This window comes from Acidovorax sp. NO-1 (assembly GCF_000238595.1).
Classification (GTDB): domain Bacteria; phylum Pseudomonadota; class Gammaproteobacteria; order Burkholderiales; family Burkholderiaceae_C; genus Acidovorax.
In genome coordinates, this window is sequence record NZ_AGTS01000049.1 from 98,050 (window position 1) to 121,961 (window position 23,912).

A 23,912-nucleotide genomic window follows, 5' to 3' on the forward strand; every position below is an offset into this window, starting at 1 on the left:
GCGAAAATGGCAGCTTCGTCCGTCCGGCGCCCGCGCCCCCCACCGTGCCACGTTCTTCTGTTTCCACCTCCATGACCCCGCTGGAGCGCCGCTCCAGCATCAGCCTGGCGCTGATCTTTGCGCTGCGCATGCTGGGCCTGTTCCTGGTGTTGCCTGTCTTCGCCCTGGAGGCACGCAAGTACCCCGGCGGGGATGACCCTGCGCTGGTGGGGCTGGCGATGGGGATTTACGGCCTCACGCAGGCACTTTTGCAGCTGCCACTGGGCATGGCGTCTGACCGGTTCGGACGCAAGCGGGTGATCGTGCTGGGCCTGCTGGTGTTTGCGGCGGGCAGCCTGCTGGCAGCGCTGGCCGATTCGCTCACGGGCCTGCTGGTGGGCCGGGCGCTGCAGGGGGCTGGTGCCGTGTCGGCCGCCGTGACGGCCCTGCTGGCCGACCAGACACGTGATGCCGTGCGCACCAAGGCCATGGCGCTGGTGGGCGGCAGCATCGGGCTGATGTTTGCGGTGGCGCTGGTGGCGGCGCCCGTGCTGACCGCGCAGATCGGCCTGTCGGGCCTGTTCGGGTTGACCTGCGCGCTGGCGCTGGCAGGTGTCGCTGTGGTGGTGTGGTGGGTGCCGCCCGAGCCCGCACTGCACGCCCATGCGCCCCGGGGGCGTCTGGCCGATGTGTGGGCGCACCCGGACCTGCTCCGCCTGAACCTGGGCGTGTTCGTGCTGCACACGGTGCAGCTGTCGATGTGGGTGGCGGTACCGGCCATGTTGGTGCAGGCGGGGCTGGGCAAGGACCACCACTGGCAGGTGTACCTGCCCGCCGTGGTGCTCTCGTTCGCCGCCATGGGAGGGCTTTTTGCGCTCGAACGTGCGGGCCGGCTGCGCATGGCGCTGCTGGGGGCGATTGCGCTGGTGCTGCTGGTGCAGGTGGGGCTGGGCTTGCTGGCCGCCGGGGGCTCCACCCCCACGCTGTGGGTACTGGGGCCGCTACTGTTTGTGTTTTTTTGCGGATTCAACGCGCTGGAGGCCAGCCAGCCCAGCCTGGTGTCGCGCATGGCGCCGGCGCAGCTTCGCGGCGCGGCGCTGGGCAGCTACAACACCCTGCAATCGCTGGGCCTGTTTGCGGGCGGTGCGCTGGGCGGCGCCCTGGTGAAATGGGCTGGTGCCCCGGGGCTGTTTGCCGTCACCACGGCGCTCACGGCGCTCTGGCTGGTGCTGACCTGGCCGCTGCGGCCCGTGGGGCGCGCAGGCCACTGAGGGCCGGCTGCGCCGCGCCTGGCCCGGGCTTCCATTGCGGGCCGGTTGCGGCACAATGTCGCGCTTGGCGCCCGGAATCCTTCTTCAAATCCGGCGCTTTCATCCTTTAAAGGCAAAGACAGCACCATGGCATCAGTCAACAAAGTCATCATCGTCGGCAATCTGGGTCGCGACCCTGAAATGCGCACCTTCCCCAGTGGCGACCAGGTGGCCAACGTGACGATTGCCACCACCGACAAGTGGAAAGACAAGCAGTCTGGCGAAATGAAGGAAGCCACCGAGTGGCACCGTGTGGTCTTCAACGGCCGCCTTGCCGAAATCGCCGGCCAGTATCTGCGCAAGGGCTCGCAGGTGTATGTGGAAGGCAGCCTGCGCACCCGCAAGTGGACCGACCAGAGCGGCGTGGAGAAGTACAGCACCGAGATTCGCGCCGACCAGATGCAGATGCTGGGCAGCCGCCAGGGCATGGGCGGCCAGGGTGGTGGCGGTGGCGGCCAACAGGGCGGCGGCTATGACGATGGCGGCTACGGCGGTGGCGAGCAGGGCGGTGGCTACGACCAGGCCCCCCGCCGCGCGGCCCCGGCACCGCGCCCCATGGCAGCCCCCGCGCAGCGCGCTGCGCCTGCGCCCGTCGCGCAGCCACCCCGCGCGGCTTCGGGGTTTGACGACATGGATGACGACATTCCATTCTGAAGCCCCCGGCAGCGCATGGAACCCAGGCCCACACCCGCAAGGTGTGGGCTTTTTCTTTACGGGGGGGCTGGGTTCAAACGCAGCAACTCGCCAAAAGCACCACGGGGACGGGTGCGGCGGCTGCCAGCGGCCAGCGGCCAGTGACTACCAGCGTGCGCGCAGGCGGTCGTAGGCGTAGACGCCGAACTGGCGGTGGGCCGACGGTGCGAGGTACACGGGATCGGCAAACACATACGAGGTCGGGGTGCCGCCAGGCACCAGCGTGGAGGCGTTGCACAGGGCCGAGTTGACCTGCCCGGCGCCGATGCCGATGCCGTTGGAGGCATCCACCGACGTGCACACGGGCGAGGTGGCGTTGCTGAAGCCGTAGTTGCCGGGCACGTTGGTGTAGAGGTTCACGTAGTACTCGAAGTCCACGTAAAGCACGTTGGCACCCAGGTCCACGATGCCGACCTTCAGGCCGTCATTGAAGCGCCTGCTGGCGTCCGACAGCAGGTTCGTGCGGCCGATGGTCTTGGCCCAGGGGGTTTCGCTGAGGTTGTAGGTGCCGGTCACCACCACATACTTGGCACCCGCGTTCACCAGGCGGCGCACCTGCGCGGCCAGCTCTTCACCGGCCTTGCGTGCTGCGTCGAGCATGGCGGCCTCGGTCTGTGTGCCGGTCTGCACGGCGGCCATGCCGGCAATCACGTCGCTCACGCCGCCACTGAGCAGCACCACATCGCTGGCGCCAAAGCGGCCGCTGGCCAGAAAGGCATCGATCTGCTCGGCAATGGTGGGGGTGCTCGTGTTGCCTGCCGCGTCGGGCTTGGCGTTGACGCGGGCGTTGCCCACGGCATAGCTCGTGCCCCCGGCGGAGACTGCCGCGAGGGATTTGCCGTATTTCGCCACCACTTCCGAGGTCCAGTTGTTCACGCTGCCGTCGTTGACGGTGTAGCGCGAGCCGTTCTGTCCCACGTCGCTGTTGGCATCGCCAAACGCGATGAAGCGCTCGGGCGTGATGGCCGATTCGGTGGTGCTGGAACTGCAGGCCGCGAGCAACGCGGCCGACGCACATGCGGCGACCAGTACGGTGCGGCGCATCCAATTTGCTGCCATGTATTTCTCCAGAAAAGTGGGGGTTAGTTTAGCGGGGCAACGTCAGCGCAGGCAAAGCCGTCGTGGCTGGGGGCGATCAGGCCGCAGAGGCGCGTTGCAGGCGGTCCCGCACGCCCTCCCAATCGGGGCTGGCAGGCGGGGTCTCGATCCAGATCAGTTTCACGCCTTCTTCGTCAAAGCCGCGCAGCACGGCAAAGAGCTGCTGGGCAGTGGCGGCGGCGTCGTCGGGCATGCGGCGCATCACCAGCTGGGACGATTTGGTGCGCAGCGCCGCACGCGCGTACACGGCGATGTTGCGGGCCTCGGCGCCCAGCAGGTCCAGGCCGGTCTGCAGCGCCTTGGCATCCATCAGGCGCACCTTGGCGGCGGGCGCGTAGTGGGCCTCCAGCGTGCCCGAGGCGCGGGGCGTGAGCGCGGGCATGTCGTCCTTGGAAAGCGGCGCCAGGCCACACGCCCGTTTGATCTGTTCGCGCGTGATGGCGCCCGGGCGCAGCAGCACGGGCACGCCGCGCGTGCAGTCCACGATGGTGCTTTCGATGCCCACTTCGCACGGACCGCCGTCGAGCACCAGCAGCTCGGCGCCCAGCTCGTCCTGCACATGCCGGGCGGTAGTGGGGCTCACGCGGCCAAAGCGGTTGGCGCTGGGGGCTGCCACGCCCCACACGGGCGGGCCACCCTGGGCCTCGCTGTCGCCGGGTGCGGCGCAGGCCAGCAGCAGGGCATGGGCCACGGGGTGGGCGGGGCAGCGCAGTCCCACGCTGTCCTGACCGCCCGTGGCGGCGCTGGCCACGCCGGGCAGGCGCGGCAGGATGAGCGTGAGCGGGCCAGGCCAGAAGGCATCGACCAGCTTCTGCGCAAAGCCTGGCACCTCGCTGGCGAAGTGCGCAATGCCCTCGGCGTTGGCCACATGCACGATCAGGGGGTGGTCGCTGGGGCGCCCCTTGGCCGCAAAGATCTGCGCCACGGCGGCATCGCTGCTGGCATCGGCCGCGAGGCCGTACACCGTCTCGGTGGGGAGGCCGAGCAGCGCGCCGCTGCGCACGGCCCGCGCTGCGGCGGCGATGGATGCGGGCTGGGAGCCGTCAAGAATCATGGTCTGAAACCCGCCCTCAAAACGGCGCAATGCCCAGCAGGGCCGCCGCCTGCAGGGCCGTGGCACGTGCTGCGTCGGGGGTGGCTGCGGTGATGTTGAGGTGCCCCATCTTGCGGCCGCGTTTGGCGTCGCGCTTGCCGTACAGGTGCAGGTGGGTGCCGGGAAGCTGCAGCACCTCGGCCCAGGGCGGGGTCTGCGCCGCGTCGCCGTGCGCAAACCACAGGTCGCCCAGGAGGTTGAGCATGACGGCGGGGCTGTGCTGGCGCGGCTGCGTGAGCGGCAGGCGGGCCATGGTGCGTACCTGCAGCTCGAACTGCGACACGTCGCAGGCGTTCTGACTGTAGTGGCCGCTGTTGTGCGGGCGCGGGGCGATCTCGTTCACCACCAGGCTGCCGTCCTGCAGCACAAAGAATTCCACGCAGAGCACGCCGACATACTGCAGGCCGTTTGCTATCGAAATTGCAGCTGATACCGCTTGCTGAATAAGCGCTGGAGGCAGATTTTGTTCATAAACTTCCGTCACCGCCAGAATGCCGTCTCGGTGCAGGTTGCGCTGCACGGGCAGGTGCACGGTGGCACCGTCGGCGCCGCGCGCCACGATCACGGAGCATTCGAGCGCGAGCGGCAGCATTTGCTCCAGCACGCAGGGCACGTTGCCGACAGAGTCCCAAGCGGCGGCGAGTTCGGCAGCGGTCTTCACCCGCACCTGGCCCTTGCCGTCGTAGCCCATGCGGGCGGTTTTCAGGATGCCGGGCAGCAGATCGGCAGAAACGGCAGCGAGTTGTTCTGCGGTTTCGATCACTGCATACGGCGCACAGGGCACGCCGCAGGCCACAAAGTGGGCCTTTTCCCGTGCCCGGTCCTGCGCCACCGATACGGCGCTGGCGGCGGGCGACACGGGGCGCTGCGCGGCCAGGGCGGCCAGCGTGGCAGCGGGCACGTTCTCGAATTCGGTGGTGACGGCATCGGACACCCGGGCCAGCTCGGCCAGACCGGCAGGGTCTTCGTAGCCGGTGCGGATGTGGTGGTGGCTCACGAGTCCTGCGGGGCTGTCCGGATCTGCGTCCAGCACGGCCGTGAAGTAGCCCATGGCCTGGGCCTGGTGCACGAACATGCGGCCCAGCTGGCCGCCGCCCAGCACGCCCAGCGTGCTACCGGGCAGCAGCGGCTGGTTGGTGAATTTTTTCATCGCCGGGCCGCCCCAAGATGAAAAAGCGGCCCCCTCGGGGGGCAGCGACCCGCGCAGCGGTGGAGCGTGGGGGTCTTGTTCATGCGGGTGGCAAGGTCATGTTGCGGGCCACTTCCGTCTGCTCGGCGCGGAAGGCCTCCAGGCGCTGGCGCAGTTCGGGGCGCTCGTTGGCCAGCAGGGCCACGGCGAACAGCGCGGCGTTGGCAGCGCCTGCCGTGCCAATGGCAAATGTTGCGACGGGGATGCCCTTGGGCATCTGCACGATGCTGTGCAGCGAATCCACACCCTGCAGGTGGCGGCTGGCCACGGGCACGCCCAGCACGGGCACGGTGGTCTTGGCGGCAATCATGCCGGGGAGGTGGGCGGCGCCACCGGCGCCCGCGATGATGGCTTTGAGGCCCCGGCCCGCGGCGGCCTCGGCGTAGGCAAACATGTCGTCGGGCATGCGGTGGGCCGAGACCACGCGGGCCTCGTGCGCGATGCCGAACTGTTCAAGAATCTGCACTGCATGCTGCATGGTGTCCCAGTCGCTGCTGGAACCCATGACCACGCCGATCTGGATGGGTTTCATGGTGTGGAGGGCGCTGGCGGGCAGGTTGCGCCTGCTCTGCCGCTGTAGGTGGAACCCGCGATTTTACTTTTTACGCCCCCCTTCCCGGCATGGGGCTGTTTCGATGGGCCAAAATAGCGCGCAAACCGCTCCGCAGGCCTTTGGCCCCACACCACCATGATTGACGTCACCGTAGAAAACTTTGAAGCCGAGGTGGTTGCTGCCTCGATGAACGTGCCTGTGCTGGTGGACTTCTGGGCGCCCTGGTGTGGCCCCTGCAAGTCGCTGGGGCCGGTGCTGGAGAAGCTGGAGACCGACTATGCGGGCCGCTTCAAGCTCGTCAAGATCGACTCCGACCAGGAGCAGCAGCTGGCGGGCATGTTCGGCATCCGCAGCATTCCTACCTGTGTGTTGCTGATGAACGGCCAGCCCGTGGACGGCTTCATGGGCGCCCTGCCCGAGGGCCAGGTGCGCGCCTTCCTCGACAAGCATGTGCCCACTGCGGAAGAGGTCGTGGCCGAAGCCGAGGAAGAGCAAGCGCTGGAAGCCCTGGCAGAGGGCGACACGGGCACCGCCCTGGAAAAGCTGCAGCACGCTGTGGTCACCGACCCGTCCAATGACGATGTGCGTTTCGACTACGTCAAGCTGTTGCTGCAGCTGCGCCGTGACGACGATGCCAAGGTCGCCTTTGCCCCCGTGATTGCCAAGGCCCCGGCGTCGCGCAAGCTGGGCGCGCTCAAGATCTGGATGGATGCTATTGATTTTGTAGCTGTTGGCGCATACGGGGAAAGCGCTGAGGCTGATTTTGATGCAAAAATTGCCGCCAACAAGCGCGATTTCGACACCCGCTATGCCCGCGCCCGCTGGCTCATGGCCGGCCAGCGCTGGACCGACGCCATGGACGAGCTGCTGGAAATCCTCATGCGCGACAAGGTCTGGAACGAAGAGGCGGCCCGCAAGACCTACGTGGCCATTCTGGAAATCATCGAGCCGCCCAAGGTCAAGGTGGCTGAGGGGCAGATTCCCCCCGAGGACCCGGTGGTGGCCACTTACCGGCGCCGCCTGTCGAGCGTGGTGCTGAGCTGAAAGGTTCTGGGTGCTGCCTGTGGGCGCGGTAAGGGTTCACAGGCTGGCTGGCGCACAGCGCCAGGTTGTACACCCCGGCGTGCTGCGCGGCGCCGTGCTGGCCACGCTGGCGCTGCTGGTCGCAGGCTGTGGCACGCGGCCCCCCGCGCCCGATGCGGTAGTGACGGGCGTGGCATTGTCACGCGAGCGGGTGCTGGTGCCACCGGATTCGGTGTTCGAGGCAACGCTGCTCGATGTCACCCAGCCCGATCAGCCGCCCGTGGTGCTGGGGCGGCAGCGGCAGGAGCTTGCCGGGCAGCCTCCGTATGCTTTGCGGATTCCGTACCCCACAGTGCGTTTCATGCCCAAGGGGCGCTATGAGGTGCGCGCGACCGTCTCGTGGGAAGGGCGTTTGCTGCTGGCAACCACGATGCGCCACCCCGTTCCCCAGGATTTGGCTTTCCGCCGCGTGGATGTGCTGTTGCACCGCCCGCCCGCGCTGCCCGCGACGGTAGAGGCCAGTGTGCCGCTGCTGCTGACCCACTGGCGGCTTGCACAGGTGCAGGAACAACCTGTTGCCCGTGGTTCCGAGGCGGGCCCGACCCCTTTCCTGGTGCTGCAAGGGGACGAGGCCCGCGCGGCCGGGGCGGGCGGTTGCAACCGCTTTGTGGCCGACTACAGCCTGGAAGGGGCTAACCTTCGGTTTCATCGCCTGGTGTCGGGCATCACCCTGTGCCTGGACACCGGGGCCGCAGAGGCGCGGTACCTGGCCGCCCTGTCGGCGGTGGCGAGCTTTCGCCAGCAAGGCACGCAGCTACTGCTGCGCGATGGGGAGGGCAAGCCCCTGCTGCGTTTTGAGGCCGCCGAAACGCCGCTGCGCTGAGGGCGCCTCCCCCAGCCGGTCAGGACGCGGCGGTCAGGCGCTCCAGCGCCTCGCGGTATTTGGCGGCAGTCTTTTCAATCACTTCGCGCGGCAGGCGGGGGCGGGTGCGGTCTTGTCCCAGGGCTTGCCGTTCACCTGCGCCTGCTCCAGCCAGTCGCGCACAAACTGCTTGTCGTAGCTCGGCGGGTTCTGGCCGGCGGCCAGCGCCGCTTCGTAGCCTTCCACGGGCCAGTAGCGCGAGCTGTCGGGCGTGAGGACTTCGTCCATCAGCACCAGCGTGCCGTCGGGCGCCAGGCCAAACTCGAATTTGGTGTCGGCAATGATCAGCCCCTTGGGCAATGCGATCTCGGCAGCAGCCTTGTAGATGGCAATGCTCAGGTCGCGGATGCGCGTGGCCAGGTCAAGGCCAATCATCTCCACCGTGCGCTCGAAGGTGATGTTCTCGTCGTGCTCACCCGCAGCGGCCTTGGCGGCGGGGGTGTAGATGGGCTCGGGCAGCTTGGCGGCGTTGGTCAGCCCTTCGGGCAGCGGCACACCGCACACCGAGCGCGACTCCTGGTATTCCTTCCAGCCACTGCCGGCCAGGTAGCCGCGCACCACGGCTTCCACCGGAATCGGCTGCAGCCGCTGCACCAGCATCGAGCGGCCACGGATCTGCGCAGCTTCGTCCGGGGACACCACACTTTCCGGCGCGTCGCCCGTCAGGTGGTTGGGGCAGATGTACCCCAGCTTGTCGAACCAGTACAGCGCCATCTGCGTGAGCAGCTCGCCCTTGCCCGGAATGGGTTCGCCCATGATCACGTCAAAGGCCGAAAGCCGGTCACTGGCCACCATCAGGATGCGGTCGTCGCCCACGGCGTAGTTGTCGCGCACCTTTCCGCGGGCCAGCAGGGGCAGCGACGTGAGGGCAGAGGTGTGCAGGGCGTTGGAGCTGGGCTGGGTCATGGTGTCGGTGTGGGCGATCAAGGTGCGCTGCAGGCAGGCCGCGAAACAGGGGGGTGAAGCGCCCGGGCGGTGAAGTCATGCCTTCCCGTCGCGCGCGCAACCCGCCGATTTTACGCGCGGGCCCGGTGCGCGCCCGGTGCACGGCGCTGCTGCCCTGCGCGCTGATCGCCCTTGCGGCACACTGTGCGGCTCCCCAACCGAACCGGGCCCCCTGGGGCCGCCCCTGTGCCCTCTACCTCTGCGCTCACTCCCCGCCGCGAACTCTGGCTGCTGCTCACTCTGGCGGGCATCCAGTTCACCCACATTCTTGATTTCATGATCATGATGCCGCTGGGCCCCCGGTTCACCCAGCTGTTTGCCATCAGCGATGCGCAGTTCGGGCTGCTGGTATCGGCCTATACGCTCTCGGCAGGGGTGTCGGGCCTGCTGGCTTCGACCTACATCGACCGCTTCGGGCGCAAGCGGCTGCTTCTGGTGCTGTACGCGCTGTTTGGCCTGGCCACGCTGGCCTGCGGCGTGGCGCCCACCTACGGCACGTTGATGGTGGCGCGCATCCTGGCGGGGGCGTTTGGGGGGGTGCTGTCGGCCCTGTCGCAAACCATCGTGGCCGATGTGATTCCTTTCGAGCGGCGCGGCCGTGCCATGGGCATCGTGATGACGTCCTTCTCGGTGTCCACGGTGGCCGGTGTCCCGCTGGGGCTGATCCTTGCCGAGGCGGGGGGCTGGAACATGCCGTTCATCGCCATTGCTGCGATGGTGGCGGTGCTGGCCCTGCTAGCGGCCCGCACCATGCCGGCCATGACGGCCCACGTGCAGGCGGCCAGCGGCCGGACGGCGCTGGGCGGCATCGGCCAGGTGCTTGCCGACCCCAACCACCGGTGGGCATTTCTGTTTTCTGCGCTGCTCATGTTCACCGGATTCACCGTGATCCCCTACATCACCATCTACATGCAGACCAATGCAGGTGTCCGCGCCGACCAGATTCCGCTGGCCTACCTGTGCGGCGGCGTCGCGACCCTTTTCACCGCGCGTCTGTTCGGGCGGCTGACGGACCGGCGCGGCAAGGTGCGAACCTTTCGCTGGCTCGCCCTGTCTGCGGCGCCCTGTTTGCTGGCCATTACGTTGGTGCAGGGGCTTCCGCTGTGGGGCGTGCTGGTGGTCTCGACACTGATGTTTGCCTTTGTGAGTGGCCGCATGATCCCCGGCATGGCGATCGTGGCCTCGGCGGCGCAGGCGCCCTTGCGCGGCACCTTCATGACGTTGAACGCCTCGGTGCAATCGGCCGCCATGGGCGTGGCTTCGGTGGTTGGCGGTTTGCTGATCAGCCGCGACGCGCAGGGACTGGTGCAGAACTACTGGAGGGCGGCGCTGGTGGGTATTGCAGCGAGCCTGCTGTCGATGGTGGTGGCCGGGCGGTTGACGCTGCATGGTGCAGCGCCTTCGGCACGCTGAACAACCGCCCATTGACGGGGTCGTGTGCACCCCGGCAACTCAGCCATTGTGCGCGCTTTTTGGGGGCTTGGCACCTTGGCGGGCATAACCCAGCGGGCAGGGGCGAAATGGGATTGCTTTTCACAAGGGCCGGGAGCATAGTGACTTCACGTCAACGGGATGCATCCAAGTTCGCCGGGCCGCTCCTCTGATCCAGGGCGGCGTTTCTTCCACAGAGCGTGTTACAGGAGACTTATTTATGAACTTGACGATCAGCGGTCACCACCTCGAAGTTACCCCAGCCTTGCGCAACTACGTCACCACCAAGCTGGACCGGATCACCCGCCATTTTGACCAGGTTGTCGACGTCAAGGTACTGCTGACGGTAGAGAAGCAAAAGGAGAAGGAAAAGAGGCAGCGAGCGGAATGCAACATCCACGTCAAGGGCAACGACCTGTTTGCCGAAAGCTCCCACGCCGACCTGTACGCGGCGGTCGATGAGCTGGTCGACAAGATGGACCGCCAGGTCGTGCGCCACAAGGACCGCTTGCAGGACCACCACCACGAAGCCGCCAAGCGCGAAATGCACGCTTGATGCGCCAGCCCTGAGCCTGGCCCAGCAGCCGCCCCTTTTGGGCGGTTTTTTTGTTGCCGTGCAGCACAGCGCTCAGGGTTTTCGCCAACATGTGCATAATTGTTTCCCTTGACCATGAACCGACTCGCCTCCATCCTGCCCTCCGCTCAAGTGCTTGTGAGCGTGGACGCCACCAGCAAGAAGCGTGCTTTTGAAGAAGCGGGTCTGCTGTTCGAGAGCCAGCACGGCCTCTCCCGCGCGTTGATCACCGACAGCCTTTTTGCCCGGGAGCGCCTGGGCTCTACCGGCCTGGGCCACGGCGTGGCCATTCCGCATGGCCGCATCAAGGGCCTGAAAGCGCCGATGGCGGCGGTGTTTCAGCTGCTCCATCCCATTGGTTTTGACGCGCCCGACGAACTGCCTGTGGGTTTGCTCATTTTTCTTCTGGTGCCGGAAGCGGCCACGCAAAAGCACCTGGAAATCCTGTCTGAAATTGCCGAGCTGCTGAGCGATTCGGCCCTGCGCGAAAGGCTCAAGGCCTCGACCGATGCGGCCGAGCTGCACGGCATGATCGCGGGCTGGCAGTCCACCCAGACGGCCTGATCGGCCCCCCGCAGCACCCGCCCGCTGAATCTCCGTGAAACCCAACGTTGTCAGCGCCGATGTCCTTTTCGAAGAGTTCCGCGGCCTGCTGAAGTGGGAATGGGTGGCGGGGCTGGGTGCCTCCGAGCGGCGCTTTGACGAAGTGGCCGTGCGCTCGGCCCGCTCTGGCGCAGACCTGGTCGGCTACCTCAATTACATCCACCCCTACCGGGTTCAGATTCTGGGCGAGCGCGAGATCGCCTACCTCAGCAGCGCATCGCCCGACGATTGCAAGCGGCGCATCGCGCGCATCGTGACGCTGGAGCCGCCCGTGCTGGTGCTGGCCGACAACCAGTCAGCGCCGGACGAGCTGGTGTCCATGTGCGAGCGCGCGCAGATCCCGATGTTCTCCACGCACGAGTCGTCGGCGTTTGTCATCGACGTGCTGCGCGCCTACCTGTCCAAGCACTTTGCCGACCGCACCACCATGCACGGCGTGTTCATGGACATCCTGGGCCTGGGCGTGATGATCACCGGCGAGTCAGGCCTGGGCAAAAGTGAGCTGGGCCTGGAGCTGATCTCGCGCGGCAACGGACTGGTGGCCGATGACGCGGTGGACCTGTTTCGCATCAACCAGACCACCATCGAAGGCAAATGCCCCGAGCTGCTGCAGAACCTGCTGGAGGTGCGCGGCATCGGTTTGCTCGATATCCGAGCCATCTTTGGCGAGACGGCCGTGCGCCGCAAGATGCGCCTGAAGCTCATCGTGCACCTGGTGCGCAAGGAAACGCTGGAGCGCGAATACGAACGCCTGCCCTATGAGCCGCTCACCCAGGACGTGCTGGGCGTACCGGTGCTCAAGGTCGTCATCCAGGTGGTGGCGGGCCGAAACATTGCCGTGCTGGTAGAAGCGGCCGTGCGCAACACCATCTTGCAACTGCGCGGCATTGATACCTACCAGGAATTCGTTGAACGCCACCGCCGCGCCATGGAGCGCGATACGGGGGGATAGTCTGCTACTATTTTGGTAGCTATTGGCGCTTATCTAATAAGCGCTGAGGCCTTTTTTGATGCCTCAATCGGGCATCAACAGGGGTGCGATCTTCTCGCCAACGCCCGTCGCGTGCCGGCTTCTTCTTTTTCTTACTTGTTGGCACAACTGGCGCACTGGCCATACAGCGCCATGGTGTGGTCCTGAACCACCCAGCCCTTGGCCTTGGCCACTGCCTGCTGGCGTTTTTCGATTTCCGCGTCGTAGAACTCCTCGACCTTGCCGCAGGACGTGCAGATGAAGTGGTCGTGGTGCTGGCCTTCGTTGAGCTCGTACACCGCCTTGCCGCTTTCAAAATTGCTACGGATCAGGATGCTGGCCTGCTCGAACTGGGTGAGTACGCGGTAGACGGTGGCCAGACCGATGTCCGAACGCTCCTCCAGCAGAACCCGGAATACATCTTCGGCCGTCATGTGGCGCTGACCGCCTTTCTGGAAGATTTCCAGAATCTTCAGGCGAGGGAGCGTGGCCTTGAGTCCCGTGCTTTTGAGTTCGTCGATGTTGGTCATGGCGTTGTCTTTCGGGAGGTGGGACCGGGCCCCGGGGCAGGAAGGCCTGCCGCTACAATGGCGCGATCATATCCTCAGCCCTTTTATCCATGCCCGTCATAGCCCCTTGCAGTGCCCGTCTGGGCCTGGTCTTCCTGGCCGGGGTCAGCGCGGCAGCCCTGGTTGGCTGCAGCAGCCTGAACGGAGCCAGCACCCGCATTGCCAGCCTCGTCAACCCTTACCGGGTGGATGTGGTGCAGGGCAATTTTGTGTCGCGCGAGCAGGTCGAGGCGCTGCAGCCCGGCATGAGCCGCCAGCAGGTGCGCGAGATCCTGGGCACGCCCCTCGTCACCAGCCTGTTCCATGCCGACCGGTGGGAGTATGTGTTCACCATCAAGCGGCCGGGCGAAGAACCACAGACGCGCAAACTCACCGTGTTCTTCAAGGGTGACGCGCTGGAGCGCTCGGAAGGTGACACGATGCCGACCGAGACCGAGTTCGTTGCCAGCCTGGGTTCGCGCGGGTCCAAGGGCAAGGTTCCCGTGCTGGAAGCCACGCCCGAGCAGCTGGCCCGATTTCCGGCGCCCCAGCGTGCGTCGGAACCCCAGCCTGCAGCGCCGCAGGAGCCGGCCTCCGTCAGCTACCCCCCGCTTGAAGCGCCCGTGCGCTAGGGCTTGCAGCAGCGCGGCCGCCGCTGGGGCGTGTGCCGCACCTTGTTGCCAACGTCAACTTACAGGATTCACATGACCGGGACTTCCTCGCCTGCCGCGCACACCACGACCTCCGCCCCCGGCACCCGCCACCGGGTGGCAGTGGCCGGGGCGTCGGGCCGCATGGGGCGCATGCTGATCGAGGCCATCCGCGCCAGTGACGACTGCGTGCTCGCCGGGGCCTTGGACGTGGCCGCCAGCCCGGCCATTGGCTCGGACGCCACCGCATTCCTCGGCCACGCCAGCGGCGTGGCCATCACCGCGGACATCGCCGCCGGCCTCCAGAATGCCGACGTTCTGATCGATTTCACGCGGCCCGAAGGCACGCTGGCCCATCTGGCCGTGTGCAGCCAGCGGGGCGTCAAGGCAGTGATCGGCACCACGGGCTTTTCGGACGAGCAGAAAGCCGCCATCGCGAAGTTTGCAGAGGGTTCGGCCATCGTCATGGCGCCCAACATGAGCGTGGGCGTCAACGTCACGCTCAAGCTCCTTGAGATGGCCGCCAAGGCCATGGCCACGGGCTACGACATCGAGATCATCGAAGCCCACCACCGCCACAAGGTGGATGCACCCTCGGGCACCGCGCTCAAGATGGGCGAAGTGATTGCCGACGCCATGGGCCGCGACCTCAAGGAATGCGCCGTGTACGCCCGCGAAGGCGTGACGGGCGAGCGCGATCCGTCCAGCATCGGTTTTGCCACCATCCGCGGTGGTGACATCGTGGGCGACCATACCGTGCTGTTTGCGGGCATCGGGGAGCGCATCGAGATCACCCACAAGTCCTCCAGCCGCGCCACCTATGCGCAGGGCAGCCTGCGGGCGGTGCGCTTCCTCGCCGGGCACAGGACGGGCATGTTCGACATGTTCGACGTGCTCGGACTGCAATGAGAAACCCTCTGAGATGCTCCGCATCTTCCCCCTCCAGGGGGACGCCACCCGTGGCCTGGCCAAGCCAGTTCCATGGTGGCACTGGTTTCGGGCGCGCCAGTTGCGGGCGATTCGCCAAGTAACGAGGTATTGATGGACGCACTCCACTGGTGGCGCCAGGGCGACGCCGTCACGCAGGGCACGGCCCTGATCCTGCTGGCCATGTCGGTGGCAAGCTGGGTGGTCATTTTGTGGAAGCTGCGCCTCATGCACCGTGCCGGTGTGGACGTGGCGCGCTGCACGGCCGCGTTCTGGCAGGCACCGTCCCTCCACCTTGCAGAGCAGCGTCTGAAGTCTTTTGACAGGGAGGCGCTGGTCCTGCCTTTGGTTGTTGCTGCAAATTCAATAGCAATGCAGCCCGAAGCGGGCGCGCAGCCCTCACTTGCAGCTTCTGGCACCCTGTCGCAACGGCTGACCCGGGTGCTGCGCGATGCCCTGCACCAGGTGCTGGGCCGGCTGCAGTTCGGGCAGGTGCTGCTGGCCACCGTGGGTTCCACCGCACCCTTTGTGGGGCTGCTGGGTACCGTGTGGGGCATCTACCATGCACTCACCGCCATGGCAGGCGCCGGGCAGATCACCATTGATCGCGTCTCCGGCCCCGTGGGCGAGGCCCTGGTCATGACCGCCGCCGGGCTGGCCGTGGCCATACCTGCCGTGCTGGCCTACAACGTGTTTGGGCGGTTGATCGGCCGTATCGAGGCCGACCTGGAAGGGTTTGCGCTTGACCTGCGCGAACTGGTCATTGACACGGCGGTCCCCGCCCATTCCCGGCCCTGAGCGACAGGAACGTTGGTTCCGCCATGGCCTTCGGAAGACTCGAACGCACCACGGGGCCGCAGCCCATGAGCGACATCAACATGACGCCGCTGGTGGACGTGATGCTGGTGCTGGTGGTGATCTTCATCCTCACGGCGCCGTTGATGGCCAGCTCCATCCGGCTCGACCTGCCACGCGCCGAGGGCGCCACGCCCGGTGCCGCGCCGCAGTTCGTCACGCTGGTGGTCGACGCCACCGGCCAGGCCTTTCTGGACGACCAGCCCCTGTCCCAGCCCGCGCTGGCCGAGCGCCTGCGCCGCATCGGCGCCGAGCGGCCCGACACCGAAATCCAGCTGCGCGCAGACGCCGCCGTGCCGTACGGGCGCGTGGTCGAGGTCATGGGCGCGGCCCACCTGGCCGGGCTGCAGCGCATCGGTTTTGTGGCCGAATCCCAGACGCCCGGCGCCCCTTCAGCCCCCGCCCGGGCACGCTGAGGCGCCCGTTGGTGACTACCATGCGGGCGCCCGCCCGGGTGGCCGACCGGTGGGCGGGCACGACAGCCTAAAATCGCCCCAGCGCGGCCCAGCGGCTGCCCACTTCTCTCACCCCCGAGCCCCCATGCAAGACAAATACTCTCCCCAAGACGTCGAACGTGCCGCGCACAGCCACTGGACCGCCACCGACGCCTACCGCGTGACGGAAGACACGAGCAAGAAGAAGTTCTACGCCTGCTCCATGCTGCCCTACCCCAGCGGCAAGCTGCACATGGGCCACGTGCGCAACTACACCATCAACGACATGCTCACGCGCTACCTGCGCATGAACGGCCACAACGTGCTGATGCCCATGGGCTGGGACGCGTTTGGCCTGCCCGCTGAAAACGCGGCGCTCAAGAACGGCGTGCCCCCCGCCAAGTGGACGTACGAAAACATCGCGTACATGAAAAAGCAGATGCAGGCCATGGGCCTGGCCATCGACTGGAGCCGCGAAGTCGCCACCTGCGACCCTGAGTACTACAAGTGGAACCAGTGGCTGTTTTTGAAGATGCTGGAAAAGGGCATTGCCTACCGCAAGACCCAGGTGGTGAACTGGGATCCGGTGGACCAGACCGTGCTGGCCAACGAGCAGGTGATTGACGGCAAGGGCTGGCGCACCGGCGCCATTGTGGAAAAGCGCGAGATTCCGGGCTACTACCTCAAGATCACCGATTACGCCGAAGAGCTGCTGGACTTCGTCACCGGCGACAAGCTGCCCGGCTGGCCCGAGCGTGTGAAGCTGATGCAGGAGAACTGGATCGGCAAGAGCGAAGGCGTGCGCTTTGCGTTCACCCACGACATCCAGGGTGACGATGGCGCACTGATTGGCGACGGCAGGATGTACGTGTTCACCACGCGCGCCGACACCATCATGGGCGTGACCTTTTGCGCCGTGGCCCCAGAGCACCCGCTCGCTGCACACGCTGCCAAGACCAATCCCCAGCTCGCCGCCTTCATTGAAGAATGCAAGAGCGGCGGCACGACCGAGGCCGAGCTCGCCACGCAGGAAAAGAAGGGCGTGCCCACCGGCCTGTTCGTCACGCACCCCTTGACCGATGAGAAGGTCGAGGTCTGGGTCGGCAACTACGTGCTGATGGGTTATGGCGACGGCGCCGTGATGGGCGTGCCTGCGCACGACGAGCGCGACTTTGCGTTCGCCCTCAAGTACGGCATCGAGATCAAGCAGGTGGTGCTGGTAGACGGTGAAACCTTTGACTACCACCAGTGGAACGACTGGTACGGTGACAAGCAGCGCGGCGTCACCATCAACTCCGACAACTTCAGCGGCATGGGCTACAAGGAGGCCGTGGCCGCCGTGGCCCACGCACTGCAGGCCAAGGGCCTTGGCGAGATGAAGACCACCTGGCGCCTGCGCGACTGGGGCGTGAGCCGCCAGCGCTACTGGGGCACACCCATCCCCATCATCCATTGCGATGAGCATGGTGCGGTGCCGGTGCCCGAGAAAGACTTGCCCGTGGTGCTGCCCACCGACTGCGTGCCCGACGGCTCCGGCAACCCGCTGCACAAGCACGAAGGCTTTCACGCCGGTGTGGTCTGCCCCGTGTGCGGCAAGGCTGCTCGCCGCGAGACGGACACCATGGACACGTTCGTGGATAGCTCGTGGTACTTCATGCGGTATTGCGATCCCAAGAATGCTGAAAATATGGTCGCAGAAGGTGCCGACTACTGGATGCCGATGGACCAGTACATCGGCGGCATCGAACACGCCATCCTGCACCTGCTGTACGCGCGCTTCTGGACCAAGGTCATGCGTGACCTGGGCCTCGTGAAAGTGGACGAGCCCTTCACCAAGCTGCTCACGCAGGGCATGGTGCTCAACCACATCTACAGCCGCCGTACCGCCAAGGGCGGCAAGGACTACTTCTGGCCGCACGATGTGGAGCATGTGCTGGGCGATGACGGCAAGATCATCGGCGCCCGGCTCAAGAACCAAGCCACCAGCGGTGATGGCATGCTGCCTGTGGGCACGCCCATCGACTACGAGGGCGTGGGCACCATGTCCAAGTCCAAGAACAACGGCGTGGACCCGCAGGACCTCATCGAAAAGTACGGCGCCGACACCGCCCGCCTGTACACCATGTTCACCTCGCCACCCGAAGCCACGCTGGAGTGGAACGACGCGGCCGTGGAAGGCAGCTACCGGTTCCTGCGCCGCGTGTGGAACTTCGGCCTCAAGCTGTCTGCTATGGATATGGAAGCTGCTACCGCAAGCGTGGCAAGCGCCAGCAGCCTGAAGGACGTTGAATTTGGCAAGGAAGCCAAGGCGCTGCGGCTGGAGATCCATACCGTGCTCAAGCAGGTGGACTACGACTACCAGCGCATGCAGTACAACACCGTGGTCTCGGGCGCGATGAAGATGATCAACGCGCTCGAAGACTTCAAGGCCAACGACTCGGCCGGTGCCCAGGTGGCGCTGATCGAGGGTTTCGGCATCCTGCTGCGCTGCCTGTACCCGGCCACCCCGCACATTGCTCACAGCCTCTGGAGCGGCCTGGGTTACGCGGCCGAACTGGGCGACCTGCTGGACGCACCCTGGCCCCAGGTCGATGCGAACGCGCTGGTGCAGGACGAAATCGAGCTCATGCTGCAGGTCAACGGCAAGCTGCGCGGCTCCATCCAGGTGCCCGCACAGGCCGACAAGGCCGAGATCGAACGCATTGCCCTGGCCAGCGAGGCCTTCATCGCGCAGGCGGCAGGCGCCGCTGCGAAGCGCGTCATCGTGGTGCCGGGTCGCCTGGTCAACGTGGTGGTATAGCCCCCATGAACAAGCGCACCCTGCTCTCCCTCGCGCCCGTGGCGCTGCTGACCGCCTGCGGTTTCCGGCTGCGGGGCGTGCCCGAGTTCGGGTTCCGCTCGCTGTACATTGCCGCGCCCGCCGGCTCGCCGCTGGCGCGGGAGCTGCAGCGCACGCTGGAGGGCTCGGGCAGTCCGCTGAAGGTGCTGCGCGACCCCGCGGCCCTGCCCACGGCAGAGGCCATCATGGACCTGCTGCAGGAGCAGCAGGAGCGCGTGGTGGTGGGCCAGAACGCCTCGGGCCAGGTGCGCGAACTGCAGCTGCGCCTGCGCATCAGGTTCCGCCTGCGCACGCAGGAGGGGACCGAGCTCATTGCCCCCACCGAACTGCTGCAGCAGCGCGACATCAGCTACAACGAAACCATCGCGCTGGCCAAGGAGGCCGAAGAGGCCCTGCTGTTCCGCAACATGCAGACCGATCTGGTGCAGCAGCTGATGCGGCGTCTGGCTGCGGCCCGTTTGGCGTGAGCGGATCCTGCCCGGCCTGCTTCCCGCGGGAGCCATGAGCGGTGCCGCTGCACCGATGGATCAGGGCAAAATCGGTGCTTTGGGCAGGATAGGTAAGCGTTATAAGCTATTATTTTGGTAGCATTCGCGCTGCCGCGTACGCACCGATTCCGTTCACACCGGCCGGTTCCGCATCAGCGTGCTCTTGCCGAACAGCGACTCCACCAGGTCCACCGCCAGCACGGCCGTCCGGTTGCGCACATCCAGCGCCGGGTTCAGCTCCACGATGTCGAGCGAGGCCAGGCGGCCGCTGTCGGCAATCATTTCCATGCACAGTTGCGCCTCGCGGTAAGTGGGGCCGCCGGGCACGGTGGTGCCCACGCCGGGCGCAATGTCGGGGTCCAGAAAATCCACGTCAAAGCTCACATGCAGGTGCGTGTGGGCGTCCATGCCCGCCAGGGCCCGCTCCATCACCTGGCGCATGCCCACTTCGTCGATGGCGCGCATGTCAAACACCTCCAGGCCCTGCGCGTGCACAAAGCGCTTTTCGCCCGCGTCCACGCTGCGGATGCCGATTTGGCGGATCTGTTCGGGGCGCAGTGCGGGGCCGCCGCCGGGCATCCGGGCCAGCCCGGTCAGCGCCTCGGGGCCAAACCCGCACAGGCAGGCCACGGGCATGCCATGCACATTGCCGCTGGGGGTGAGTTCGCTGGTGTTGAAGTCGGCATGCGCATCGAGCCACAGCACGCGCAGTTTCTTGCCCGCCTCCACGCAGTGGCGCGCCACGGCGCTGATGCTGCCCAGGCCCAGGCAGTGGTCGCCGCCCAGCAGGATGGGCAGGTGGCCCAGCTGCAGCTCGGCATATACGGCGTCGAACACGCGCTGGTTCCACTCCACCACCTCGGGAAGATGGCGATAGCCGTCCACGGGAGGCTGCCAGGGGTTGGCCGGGCCGCTCAAGTTGCCCCGGTCAAACACCTGCAGCCCGTGGGACTCCAGCGCCGCCTGCAGGCCGGCCACCCGCAGGGCCTCGGGGCCCATCGAGGCCCCGCGCGCCCCGGCGCCGATATCGGTGGGGGCGCCGATCAGGCTGGTGGGCTGGGCGCTGCGCAGGGCATTGGGTGGCATGGTGGTCGGGCTTTCTGGTGCGGGGGCGAAAGGATGGGCGCAGGCGCCCGTGGGGAATTCTCGGGGCTTTGGGCGCCAATGAACAGCGAAACAGCTGGCCAGTCTGCGTCCACCGCTGTGCACTGTGCGCGGCGGTGCTGGCAGTTTGCACAAGGCGCCCCGGGGCCAGGCGATAAACTTTGCCGCATGCAAGTCGCCCTGGCCCAACTCTCATCGCACCTCCAACGGGGCCTGTCGCCGCTTTATGTGCTGCATGGCGATGAGCCCCTGCTGCAGCAGGAGGTGGCCGACGCCATCCGCACCACGGCCCGGGCACAGGGCTATACCGAACGCAGCAGCTACACCGTGGCCGGGGCCCACTTTGACTGGAGCGCCGTGCTGGCTGCGGGCGGGTCACTCAGCCTGTTTGCGGACAAGCAGATCGTCGAAATCCGCATCCCATCGGGCAAGCCCGGCAAGGACGGCAGCGTGGCCCTGCAGCAGGTGGCCGAATCGGCGCGCGGCAACGACAGCACGCTCACCCTGGTGATGCTGCCCCGCCTGGACAAGGCCACCCGCACCGGCGCGTGGTTTGCGGCGCTGGAATCGTGCGGCACCTCCATCCAGATCGACCCCATCGAACGCGGCATGCTGCCCCAGTGGATCGCCCAGCGCCTGGCCGCGCAGGGCCAGCGCGTGGTGGCAGGCGAAGAAGGCCAGCGCACCCTGCAGTTTTTTGCCGACCGCGTGGAAGGCAACCTGCTGGCCGCGCACCAGGAGATTCAAAAGCTTGCCCTGCTGCACCCCGCGGGTGAACTGACGCAAGCGCAGGTCGAAGCAGCCGTGCTCAACGTGGCGCGCTATGACGTGTTCAAGCTGTCTGAATCGGTGCTGGCCGGGCAGACGGGCCGCGCGCAGCGCATGCTCGACGGCCTGCAGGCCGAAGGCGAGGCCGAAGTGCTGGTGCACTGGGCGCTGGCCGAAGACATCCGTGCCTTGAAGCGCGTGAAAGATGCCATGAACGCCGGCCGCCCCCTGCCCATGGCCCTGCGCGAAAACCGCATCTGGGGCGCCAAGGAAAAGCTGTTCGAGCGCATCCTGCCCAAGGCCAGCGACGCCGCACTGGCGCGGCTGCTGCAGTCGGCCCACACGGTGGACGGCATCGTCAAAGGGCTCAAGCAGCCCGACTGGCCCACGGATGGCTGGCAGGCGCTGCAGCGGCTGGCGTTTCAGATGTGCAGGCTGACGCAGGCGGCGCGGTGAGCCCGCCGCGTTCCAATGCTGACCAGGAACCGACGTCGATATGTAACAAGCACCTGGACCGTCGCATGACAACTTGTCCCAGTTCAATGAACGCACCATCGGCAGAGTTACTTGCTTGGCTTGACTATCGATCCAAGTCCATTGCCATGGGCCATCTCGCTTTGCGTCACAGCATGTCATGGGAAGACGTCCCCGCGATGCGTGTCTGCTTTGATGATCGGCTCGTGATTGAGGGCTTGGCGACCGGCTTCACCAACGGCGCAATTGAAGCAGCGGTTATTCACGCGCGTGCCGTTCTGGAATTCTTGGGGCTGAAAGCGGTCAAGGGCTCTACAACTGAAATTGCAGAGTTAGACATCCGAAGGTCTCACGATGATCTTGGAGTCGAGCAGTTTCGCGGCGCCTTGAAATTCACCAAAGAGCGAGCGCTGTCGGCTTACCCTGGGCCGAGGGAGGAAGCGGAGTCCGCGCTCGCAACCGTCTTCTACGCGGCAAACAAAGGTCTTGCCCACGCGACGGCGTCATTTGATCGCAACAGCAGCCAAAGCCATCTGCTAGAAGTTGCGTTCCGAGGGGTTCCGGTCCTATTGCTCAACGCGTTTTACAGGCCTCTCGGGCTGGTTCAGCCAAACTATGAACTGACTTTTCGGCCGCGCGATGTGTGAAGCACATCGCTGCAGTCGAGTGGATGCCTGACTTGCCGGGCACCGGACTCGCGAGCGTTGAGCTGTGAAACTCACCAGGTGCCGCGTCTCACCCCTTGTCAACGATGTCCCGCGCCTTTTCCACCCACATCTGCAGGCTGTCCACCAGGTCTTTCTGGCTGAACGAACAGCTTTCTTCCGAGAACAACGCGCTGGATTCGAGCCGGTCAAGCAGGCCGTGCAGCACCTCGGCATAACGCGGCGGCAGGGCGGCGAGCAGGTCGGTCTGTTCGCGGGCGGTGTGGCTCAGGGCAGACGCAGTCAGGCTGCCCTGGCTGAACGAGGTCAGTGCGTCTTGCACCGGGGTGACGAGGTGGGATCGGGTCATGGAAGGGTGGGAGCAGGTTGGCCGGGGCTGCAAGGGTAACCGCAGTGACGTCCCCGGTGCCAGGGCATCTGCGGCAAAATCGCCGGATGAATGACCTTAACGTCGCCGAATACACGCACACCCTGGGTTCGCAGGCAAAAACGGCCTCCGCGCTGATGGCCAAAGCGCCAACAGCTATCAAAAACAAAGCACTCAAGGCCCTGGCCCGGCTGCTGCGCGAGAACGTGGCCCAGCTCCAGATCGACAACGCCAAAGACCTGGAGCGCGCTGTGGCCGCCGGCCTGGCGGAGCCGATGGTGGACCGCCTCAAACTCAGCCCCAAGGTGCTGGAGACCTGCGCCGAAGGCTGCGAGCAGCTGGCCGCCATGCCCGACATCATTGGCGAGATCCTGGGCATGAAGCAGCAGCCCAGCGGCATCCGCGTGGGGCAGATGCGTGTGCCGATTGGCGTGTTCGGCATGATCTACGAGAGCCGCCCCAACGTGACCATCGAGGCGGCATCGCTGTCGATCAAGAGCGGCAACGCCTGCATCCTGCGTGGCGGCTCGGAGGCCATTGATTCCAACAAGGCGCTGGCGCGGCTGGTGGCCCAGGCGCTGGCCGAGGCCGGCCTGCCAGAGCACGGAGTGCAGCTGGTGCAGACCACCGACCGCGAGGCCGTGGGCCAGCTGATTGCCATGCCGCAGTTTGTGGACGTGATCATCCCGCGCGGCGGCAAGGGCCTCATCGAGCGCATCAGCCGCGACGCCAAGGTGCCCGTGATCAAGCACCTGGACGGCAACTGCCACACCTATGTGGACGACCCCTGCGACATCGCCATGGCCGTGAAGGTGGCCGACAACGCCAAGACCAACAAGTACAGCCCCTGCAACGCCAGCGAAGGACTGCTGGTGGCGCGCGGTGTGGCAGCAGAGTTTCTGCCGCAGATCGGCGTGGTGTATGCCGCCAAGGGCGTGGAGATGCGCGGCTGCCCCGAGGCGATGGCGCTGCTGGCCGATGTACCTGGCGCGCTGCTCACGCCCGCCTCCGAACAGGACTGGAGCGAGGAATACCTGGCGCCCATCATCAGCGTGAAGATCGTGGCGGGGGTGGATGAGGCCATTGCGCACATCAACCAGTATTCGAGCCACCACACCGATGCCATCCTCACCACCAACCACGTACACGCCCAGCGCTTCCTGCGCGAGGTGGATTCGGCCAGCGTGATGGTGAACGCCAGCACGCGTTTTGCCGACGGTTTTGAATACGGCCTGGGCGCCGAAATCGGCATCAGCACCGACAAGTTCCATGCGCGCGGGCCGGTGGGTATCGAAGGGCTGACCTCGCTGAAGTACGTGGTGCTGGGCGAGGGTGAGGTGCGCAGTTGAAGTGCTTTTATTTTTATAGCTGCTTGCGCTTGATGGCATTGCCCTAGAGGCTGATTTCTTA

24 protein-coding genes and 1 pseudogene are annotated in these 23,912 nt (G+C 66.2%); 17 read left to right on the forward strand and 8 right to left on the reverse strand.

Annotated elements, in window-relative coordinates; all coding sequences use genetic code 11:
• The first annotated feature begins 71 nt into the window (after positions 1-71).
• Positions 72-1,250, forward strand: coding sequence for an MFS transporter (locus KYG_RS05645; protein WP_008903882.1), 1,179 nt, complete (start codon positions 72-74; stop codon positions 1,248-1,250).
• A 126-nt stretch (positions 1,251-1,376) separates the two neighbouring features.
• Complete coding sequence (gene ssb, locus KYG_RS05650) at positions 1,377-1,943, forward strand: single-stranded DNA-binding protein (protein WP_008903883.1); 567 nt, start codon at positions 1,377-1,379, stop codon at positions 1,941-1,943.
• Between the two features lie 144 nt (positions 1,944-2,087).
• On the opposite strand, the gene KYG_RS05655 is transcribed toward ssb, so the two are convergent.
• The 4 genes from KYG_RS05655 to purE form a co-directional block, all read right to left on the reverse strand.
• The gene (locus KYG_RS05655) at positions 2,088-3,041 is read right to left on the reverse strand and encodes an SGNH/GDSL hydrolase family protein (protein ID WP_034693306.1); all 954 of its coding nucleotides are present in this window, start codon (positions 3,039-3,041) and stop codon (positions 2,088-2,090) included.
• A 76-nt stretch (positions 3,042-3,117) separates the two neighbouring features.
• The gene (locus KYG_RS05660) at positions 3,118-4,134 is read right to left on the reverse strand and encodes an L-threonylcarbamoyladenylate synthase (protein WP_034693308.1); all 1,017 of its coding nucleotides are present in this window, start codon (positions 4,132-4,134) and stop codon (positions 3,118-3,120) included.
• A gap of 16 nt (positions 4,135-4,150) precedes the next feature.
• Positions 4,151-5,323 carry a 5-(carboxyamino)imidazole ribonucleotide synthase gene (locus tag KYG_RS05665; RefSeq protein WP_008903886.1) on the reverse strand — a complete coding sequence of 391 codons (1,173 nt, stop codon included), beginning with the start codon at positions 5,321-5,323 and terminating at the stop codon, positions 4,151-4,153.
• A 79-nt stretch (positions 5,324-5,402) separates the two neighbouring features.
• Positions 5,403-5,894, reverse strand: a complete 492-nt coding sequence (gene purE, locus KYG_RS05670) for a 5-(carboxyamino)imidazole ribonucleotide mutase (protein WP_008903887.1) — start codon at positions 5,892-5,894, stop codon at positions 5,403-5,405.
• Positions 5,895-6,050: 156 nt separating this feature from the next.
• On the opposite strand from purE, the gene trxA reads away from it, so the two are divergent.
• Both trxA and KYG_RS05680 read left to right on the forward strand, forming a co-directional pair.
• Positions 6,051-6,959 carry a thioredoxin gene (gene trxA / locus KYG_RS05675; protein WP_008903888.1) on the forward strand — a complete coding sequence of 303 codons (909 nt, stop codon included), beginning with the start codon at positions 6,051-6,053 and terminating at the stop codon, positions 6,957-6,959.
• A 10-nt stretch (positions 6,960-6,969) separates the two neighbouring features.
• Complete coding sequence (locus KYG_RS05680) at positions 6,970-7,821, forward strand: META domain-containing protein (protein WP_008903889.1); 852 nt, start codon at positions 6,970-6,972, stop codon at positions 7,819-7,821.
• A gap of 19 nt (positions 7,822-7,840) precedes the next feature.
• Here the strand turns inward: KYG_RS05680 and KYG_RS05685 are convergent.
• Positions 7,841-8,766, reverse strand: a pseudogene (locus KYG_RS05685) (phosphoribosylaminoimidazolesuccinocarboxamide synthase).
• A gap of 225 nt (positions 8,767-8,991) precedes the next feature.
• Between KYG_RS05685 and KYG_RS05690 the strand changes: the two are divergent.
• The 4 genes from KYG_RS05690 (at position 8,992) to hprK (ending at position 12,365) form a co-directional block, all read left to right on the forward strand.
• On the forward strand, positions 8,992-10,218 hold the full coding sequence (locus KYG_RS05690; protein ID WP_008903891.1) for an MFS transporter: 1,227 nt from the start codon (positions 8,992-8,994) through the stop codon (positions 10,216-10,218).
• Between the two features lie 238 nt (positions 10,219-10,456).
• Complete coding sequence (hpf, locus tag KYG_RS05695; RefSeq protein ID WP_008903892.1) at positions 10,457-10,792, forward strand: ribosome hibernation-promoting factor, HPF/YfiA family; 336 nt, start codon at positions 10,457-10,459, stop codon at positions 10,790-10,792.
• A 114-nt stretch (positions 10,793-10,906) separates the two neighbouring features.
• Entirely contained in the window at positions 10,907-11,374 is a 468-nt protein-coding gene (locus tag KYG_RS05700; protein ID WP_008903893.1) for a PTS sugar transporter subunit IIA, read from the forward strand.
• Positions 11,375-11,408: 34 nt separating this feature from the next.
• Positions 11,409-12,365, forward strand: coding sequence for an HPr(Ser) kinase/phosphatase (gene hprK / locus KYG_RS05705; RefSeq protein ID WP_008903894.1), 957 nt, complete (start codon positions 11,409-11,411; stop codon positions 12,363-12,365).
• Positions 12,366-12,496: 131 nt separating this feature from the next.
• Here hprK and fur read toward each other — a convergent pair whose 3' ends face one another.
• Complete coding sequence (fur, locus tag KYG_RS05710; RefSeq protein WP_008903895.1) at positions 12,497-12,913, reverse strand: ferric iron uptake transcriptional regulator; 417 nt, start codon at positions 12,911-12,913, stop codon at positions 12,497-12,499.
• A gap of 89 nt (positions 12,914-13,002) precedes the next feature.
• Here fur and KYG_RS05715 point away from each other — a divergent pair, with 89 nt between their 5' ends.
• The 6 genes from KYG_RS05715 (at position 13,003) to lptE (ending at position 19,103) form a co-directional block, all read left to right on the forward strand.
• Positions 13,003-13,563 (forward strand): outer membrane protein assembly factor BamE, encoded by a 561-nt coding sequence (locus KYG_RS05715; protein WP_008903896.1) that lies wholly within the window; start codon positions 13,003-13,005, stop codon positions 13,561-13,563.
• A 72-nt stretch (positions 13,564-13,635) separates the two neighbouring features.
• A complete protein-coding gene (dapB, locus tag KYG_RS05720) occupies positions 13,636-14,490 on the forward strand; it encodes a 4-hydroxy-tetrahydrodipicolinate reductase (RefSeq protein ID WP_008903897.1) in 855 nt (284 codons plus the stop codon).
• Positions 14,491-14,622: 132 nt separating this feature from the next.
• Complete coding sequence (locus KYG_RS05725) at positions 14,623-15,306, forward strand: MotA/TolQ/ExbB proton channel family protein (protein ID WP_008903899.1); 684 nt, start codon at positions 14,623-14,625, stop codon at positions 15,304-15,306.
• A gap of 23 nt (positions 15,307-15,329) precedes the next feature.
• A complete protein-coding gene (locus tag KYG_RS05730; protein ID WP_008903900.1) occupies positions 15,330-15,779 on the forward strand; it encodes a biopolymer transporter ExbD in 450 nt (149 codons plus the stop codon).
• A gap of 124 nt (positions 15,780-15,903) precedes the next feature.
• Positions 15,904-18,597 carry a leucine--tRNA ligase gene (gene leuS, locus KYG_RS05735; RefSeq protein WP_008903901.1) on the forward strand — a complete coding sequence of 898 codons (2,694 nt, stop codon included), beginning with the start codon at positions 15,904-15,906 and terminating at the stop codon, positions 18,595-18,597.
• A 5-nt stretch (positions 18,598-18,602) separates the two neighbouring features.
• Positions 18,603-19,103, forward strand: a complete 501-nt coding sequence (lptE, locus tag KYG_RS05740) for an LPS assembly lipoprotein LptE (RefSeq protein WP_008903902.1) — start codon at positions 18,603-18,605, stop codon at positions 19,101-19,103.
• Positions 19,104-19,256: 153 nt separating this feature from the next.
• Here lptE and rocF read toward each other — a convergent pair whose 3' ends face one another.
• Entirely contained in the window at positions 19,257-20,210 is a 954-nt protein-coding gene (rocF, locus tag KYG_RS05745; protein WP_008903903.1) for an arginase, read from the reverse strand.
• A 186-nt stretch (positions 20,211-20,396) separates the two neighbouring features.
• Between rocF and holA the strand changes: the two genes are divergently transcribed.
• Both holA and KYG_RS05755 read left to right on the forward strand, forming a co-directional pair.
• On the forward strand, positions 20,397-21,452 hold the full coding sequence (gene holA / locus KYG_RS05750; protein WP_008903904.1) for a DNA polymerase III subunit delta: 1,056 nt from the start codon (positions 20,397-20,399) through the stop codon (positions 21,450-21,452).
• An 86-nt stretch (positions 21,453-21,538) separates the two neighbouring features.
• A complete protein-coding gene (locus KYG_RS05755) occupies positions 21,539-22,117 on the forward strand; it encodes a hypothetical protein (protein WP_139019300.1) in 579 nt (192 codons plus the stop codon).
• 88 nt (positions 22,118-22,205) lie between these two features.
• Here the strand turns inward: KYG_RS05755 and KYG_RS05760 are convergent, their stop codons facing one another.
• Positions 22,206-22,484: a hypothetical protein gene (locus KYG_RS05760; RefSeq protein WP_008903906.1), complete on the reverse strand. Its 279-nt coding sequence runs from the start codon at positions 22,482-22,484 to the stop codon at positions 22,206-22,208.
• 86 nt (positions 22,485-22,570) lie between these two features.
• Between KYG_RS05760 and KYG_RS05765 the strand changes: the two genes are divergently transcribed.
• Positions 22,571-23,851: a glutamate-5-semialdehyde dehydrogenase gene (locus KYG_RS05765; protein ID WP_008903907.1), complete on the forward strand. Its 1,281-nt coding sequence runs from the start codon at positions 22,571-22,573 to the stop codon at positions 23,849-23,851.
• Positions 23,852-23,912 lie beyond the last annotated feature (61 nt).

Bases quoted from the DNA above. Each gene is read 5' to 3' on its own strand.
- KYG_RS05645 (WP_008903882.1), top strand. From the start codon at position 72: ATGACCCCGCTGGAGCGCCGCTCCAGCATCAGCCTGGCGCTGATCTTT.
- ssb (WP_008903883.1), top strand. From the start codon at position 1,377: ATGGCATCAGTCAACAAAGTCATCATCGTCGGCAATCTGGGTCGCGAC.
- KYG_RS05655 (WP_034693306.1), bottom strand. From the start codon at position 3,041: ATGGCAGCAAATTGGATGCGCCGCACCGTACTGGTCGCCGCATGTGCG.
- KYG_RS05660 (WP_034693308.1), bottom strand. From the start codon at position 4,134: ATGATTCTTGACGGCTCCCAGCCCGCATCCATCGCCGCCGCAGCGCGG.
- KYG_RS05665 (WP_008903886.1), bottom strand. From the start codon at position 5,323: ATGAAAAAATTCACCAACCAGCCGCTGCTGCCCGGTAGCACGCTGGGC.
- purE (WP_008903887.1), bottom strand. From the start codon at position 5,894: ATGAAACCCATCCAGATCGGCGTGGTCATGGGTTCCAGCAGCGACTGG.
- trxA (WP_008903888.1), top strand. From the start codon at position 6,051: ATGATTGACGTCACCGTAGAAAACTTTGAAGCCGAGGTGGTTGCTGCC.
- hpf (WP_008903892.1), top strand. From the start codon at position 10,457: ATGAACTTGACGATCAGCGGTCACCACCTCGAAGTTACCCCAGCCTTG.
- KYG_RS05700 (WP_008903893.1), top strand. From the start codon at position 10,907: ATGAACCGACTCGCCTCCATCCTGCCCTCCGCTCAAGTGCTTGTGAGC.
- fur (WP_008903895.1), bottom strand. From the start codon at position 12,913: ATGACCAACATCGACGAACTCAAAAGCACGGGACTCAAGGCCACGCTC.
- KYG_RS05715 (WP_008903896.1), top strand. From the start codon at position 13,003: ATGCCCGTCATAGCCCCTTGCAGTGCCCGTCTGGGCCTGGTCTTCCTG.
- dapB (WP_008903897.1), top strand. From the start codon at position 13,636: ATGACCGGGACTTCCTCGCCTGCCGCGCACACCACGACCTCCGCCCCC.
- KYG_RS05725 (WP_008903899.1), top strand. From the start codon at position 14,623: ATGGACGCACTCCACTGGTGGCGCCAGGGCGACGCCGTCACGCAGGGC.
- KYG_RS05730 (WP_008903900.1), top strand. From the start codon at position 15,330: ATGGCCTTCGGAAGACTCGAACGCACCACGGGGCCGCAGCCCATGAGC.
- leuS (WP_008903901.1), top strand. From the start codon at position 15,904: ATGCAAGACAAATACTCTCCCCAAGACGTCGAACGTGCCGCGCACAGC.
- lptE (WP_008903902.1), top strand. From the start codon at position 18,603: ATGAACAAGCGCACCCTGCTCTCCCTCGCGCCCGTGGCGCTGCTGACC.
- rocF (WP_008903903.1), bottom strand. From the start codon at position 20,210: ATGCCACCCAATGCCCTGCGCAGCGCCCAGCCCACCAGCCTGATCGGC.
- holA (WP_008903904.1), top strand. From the start codon at position 20,397: ATGCAAGTCGCCCTGGCCCAACTCTCATCGCACCTCCAACGGGGCCTG.
- KYG_RS05755 (WP_139019300.1), top strand. From the start codon at position 21,539: ATGAACGCACCATCGGCAGAGTTACTTGCTTGGCTTGACTATCGATCC.
- KYG_RS05760 (WP_008903906.1), bottom strand. From the start codon at position 22,484: ATGACCCGATCCCACCTCGTCACCCCGGTGCAAGACGCACTGACCTCG.
- KYG_RS05765 (WP_008903907.1), top strand. From the start codon at position 22,571: ATGAATGACCTTAACGTCGCCGAATACACGCACACCCTGGGTTCGCAG.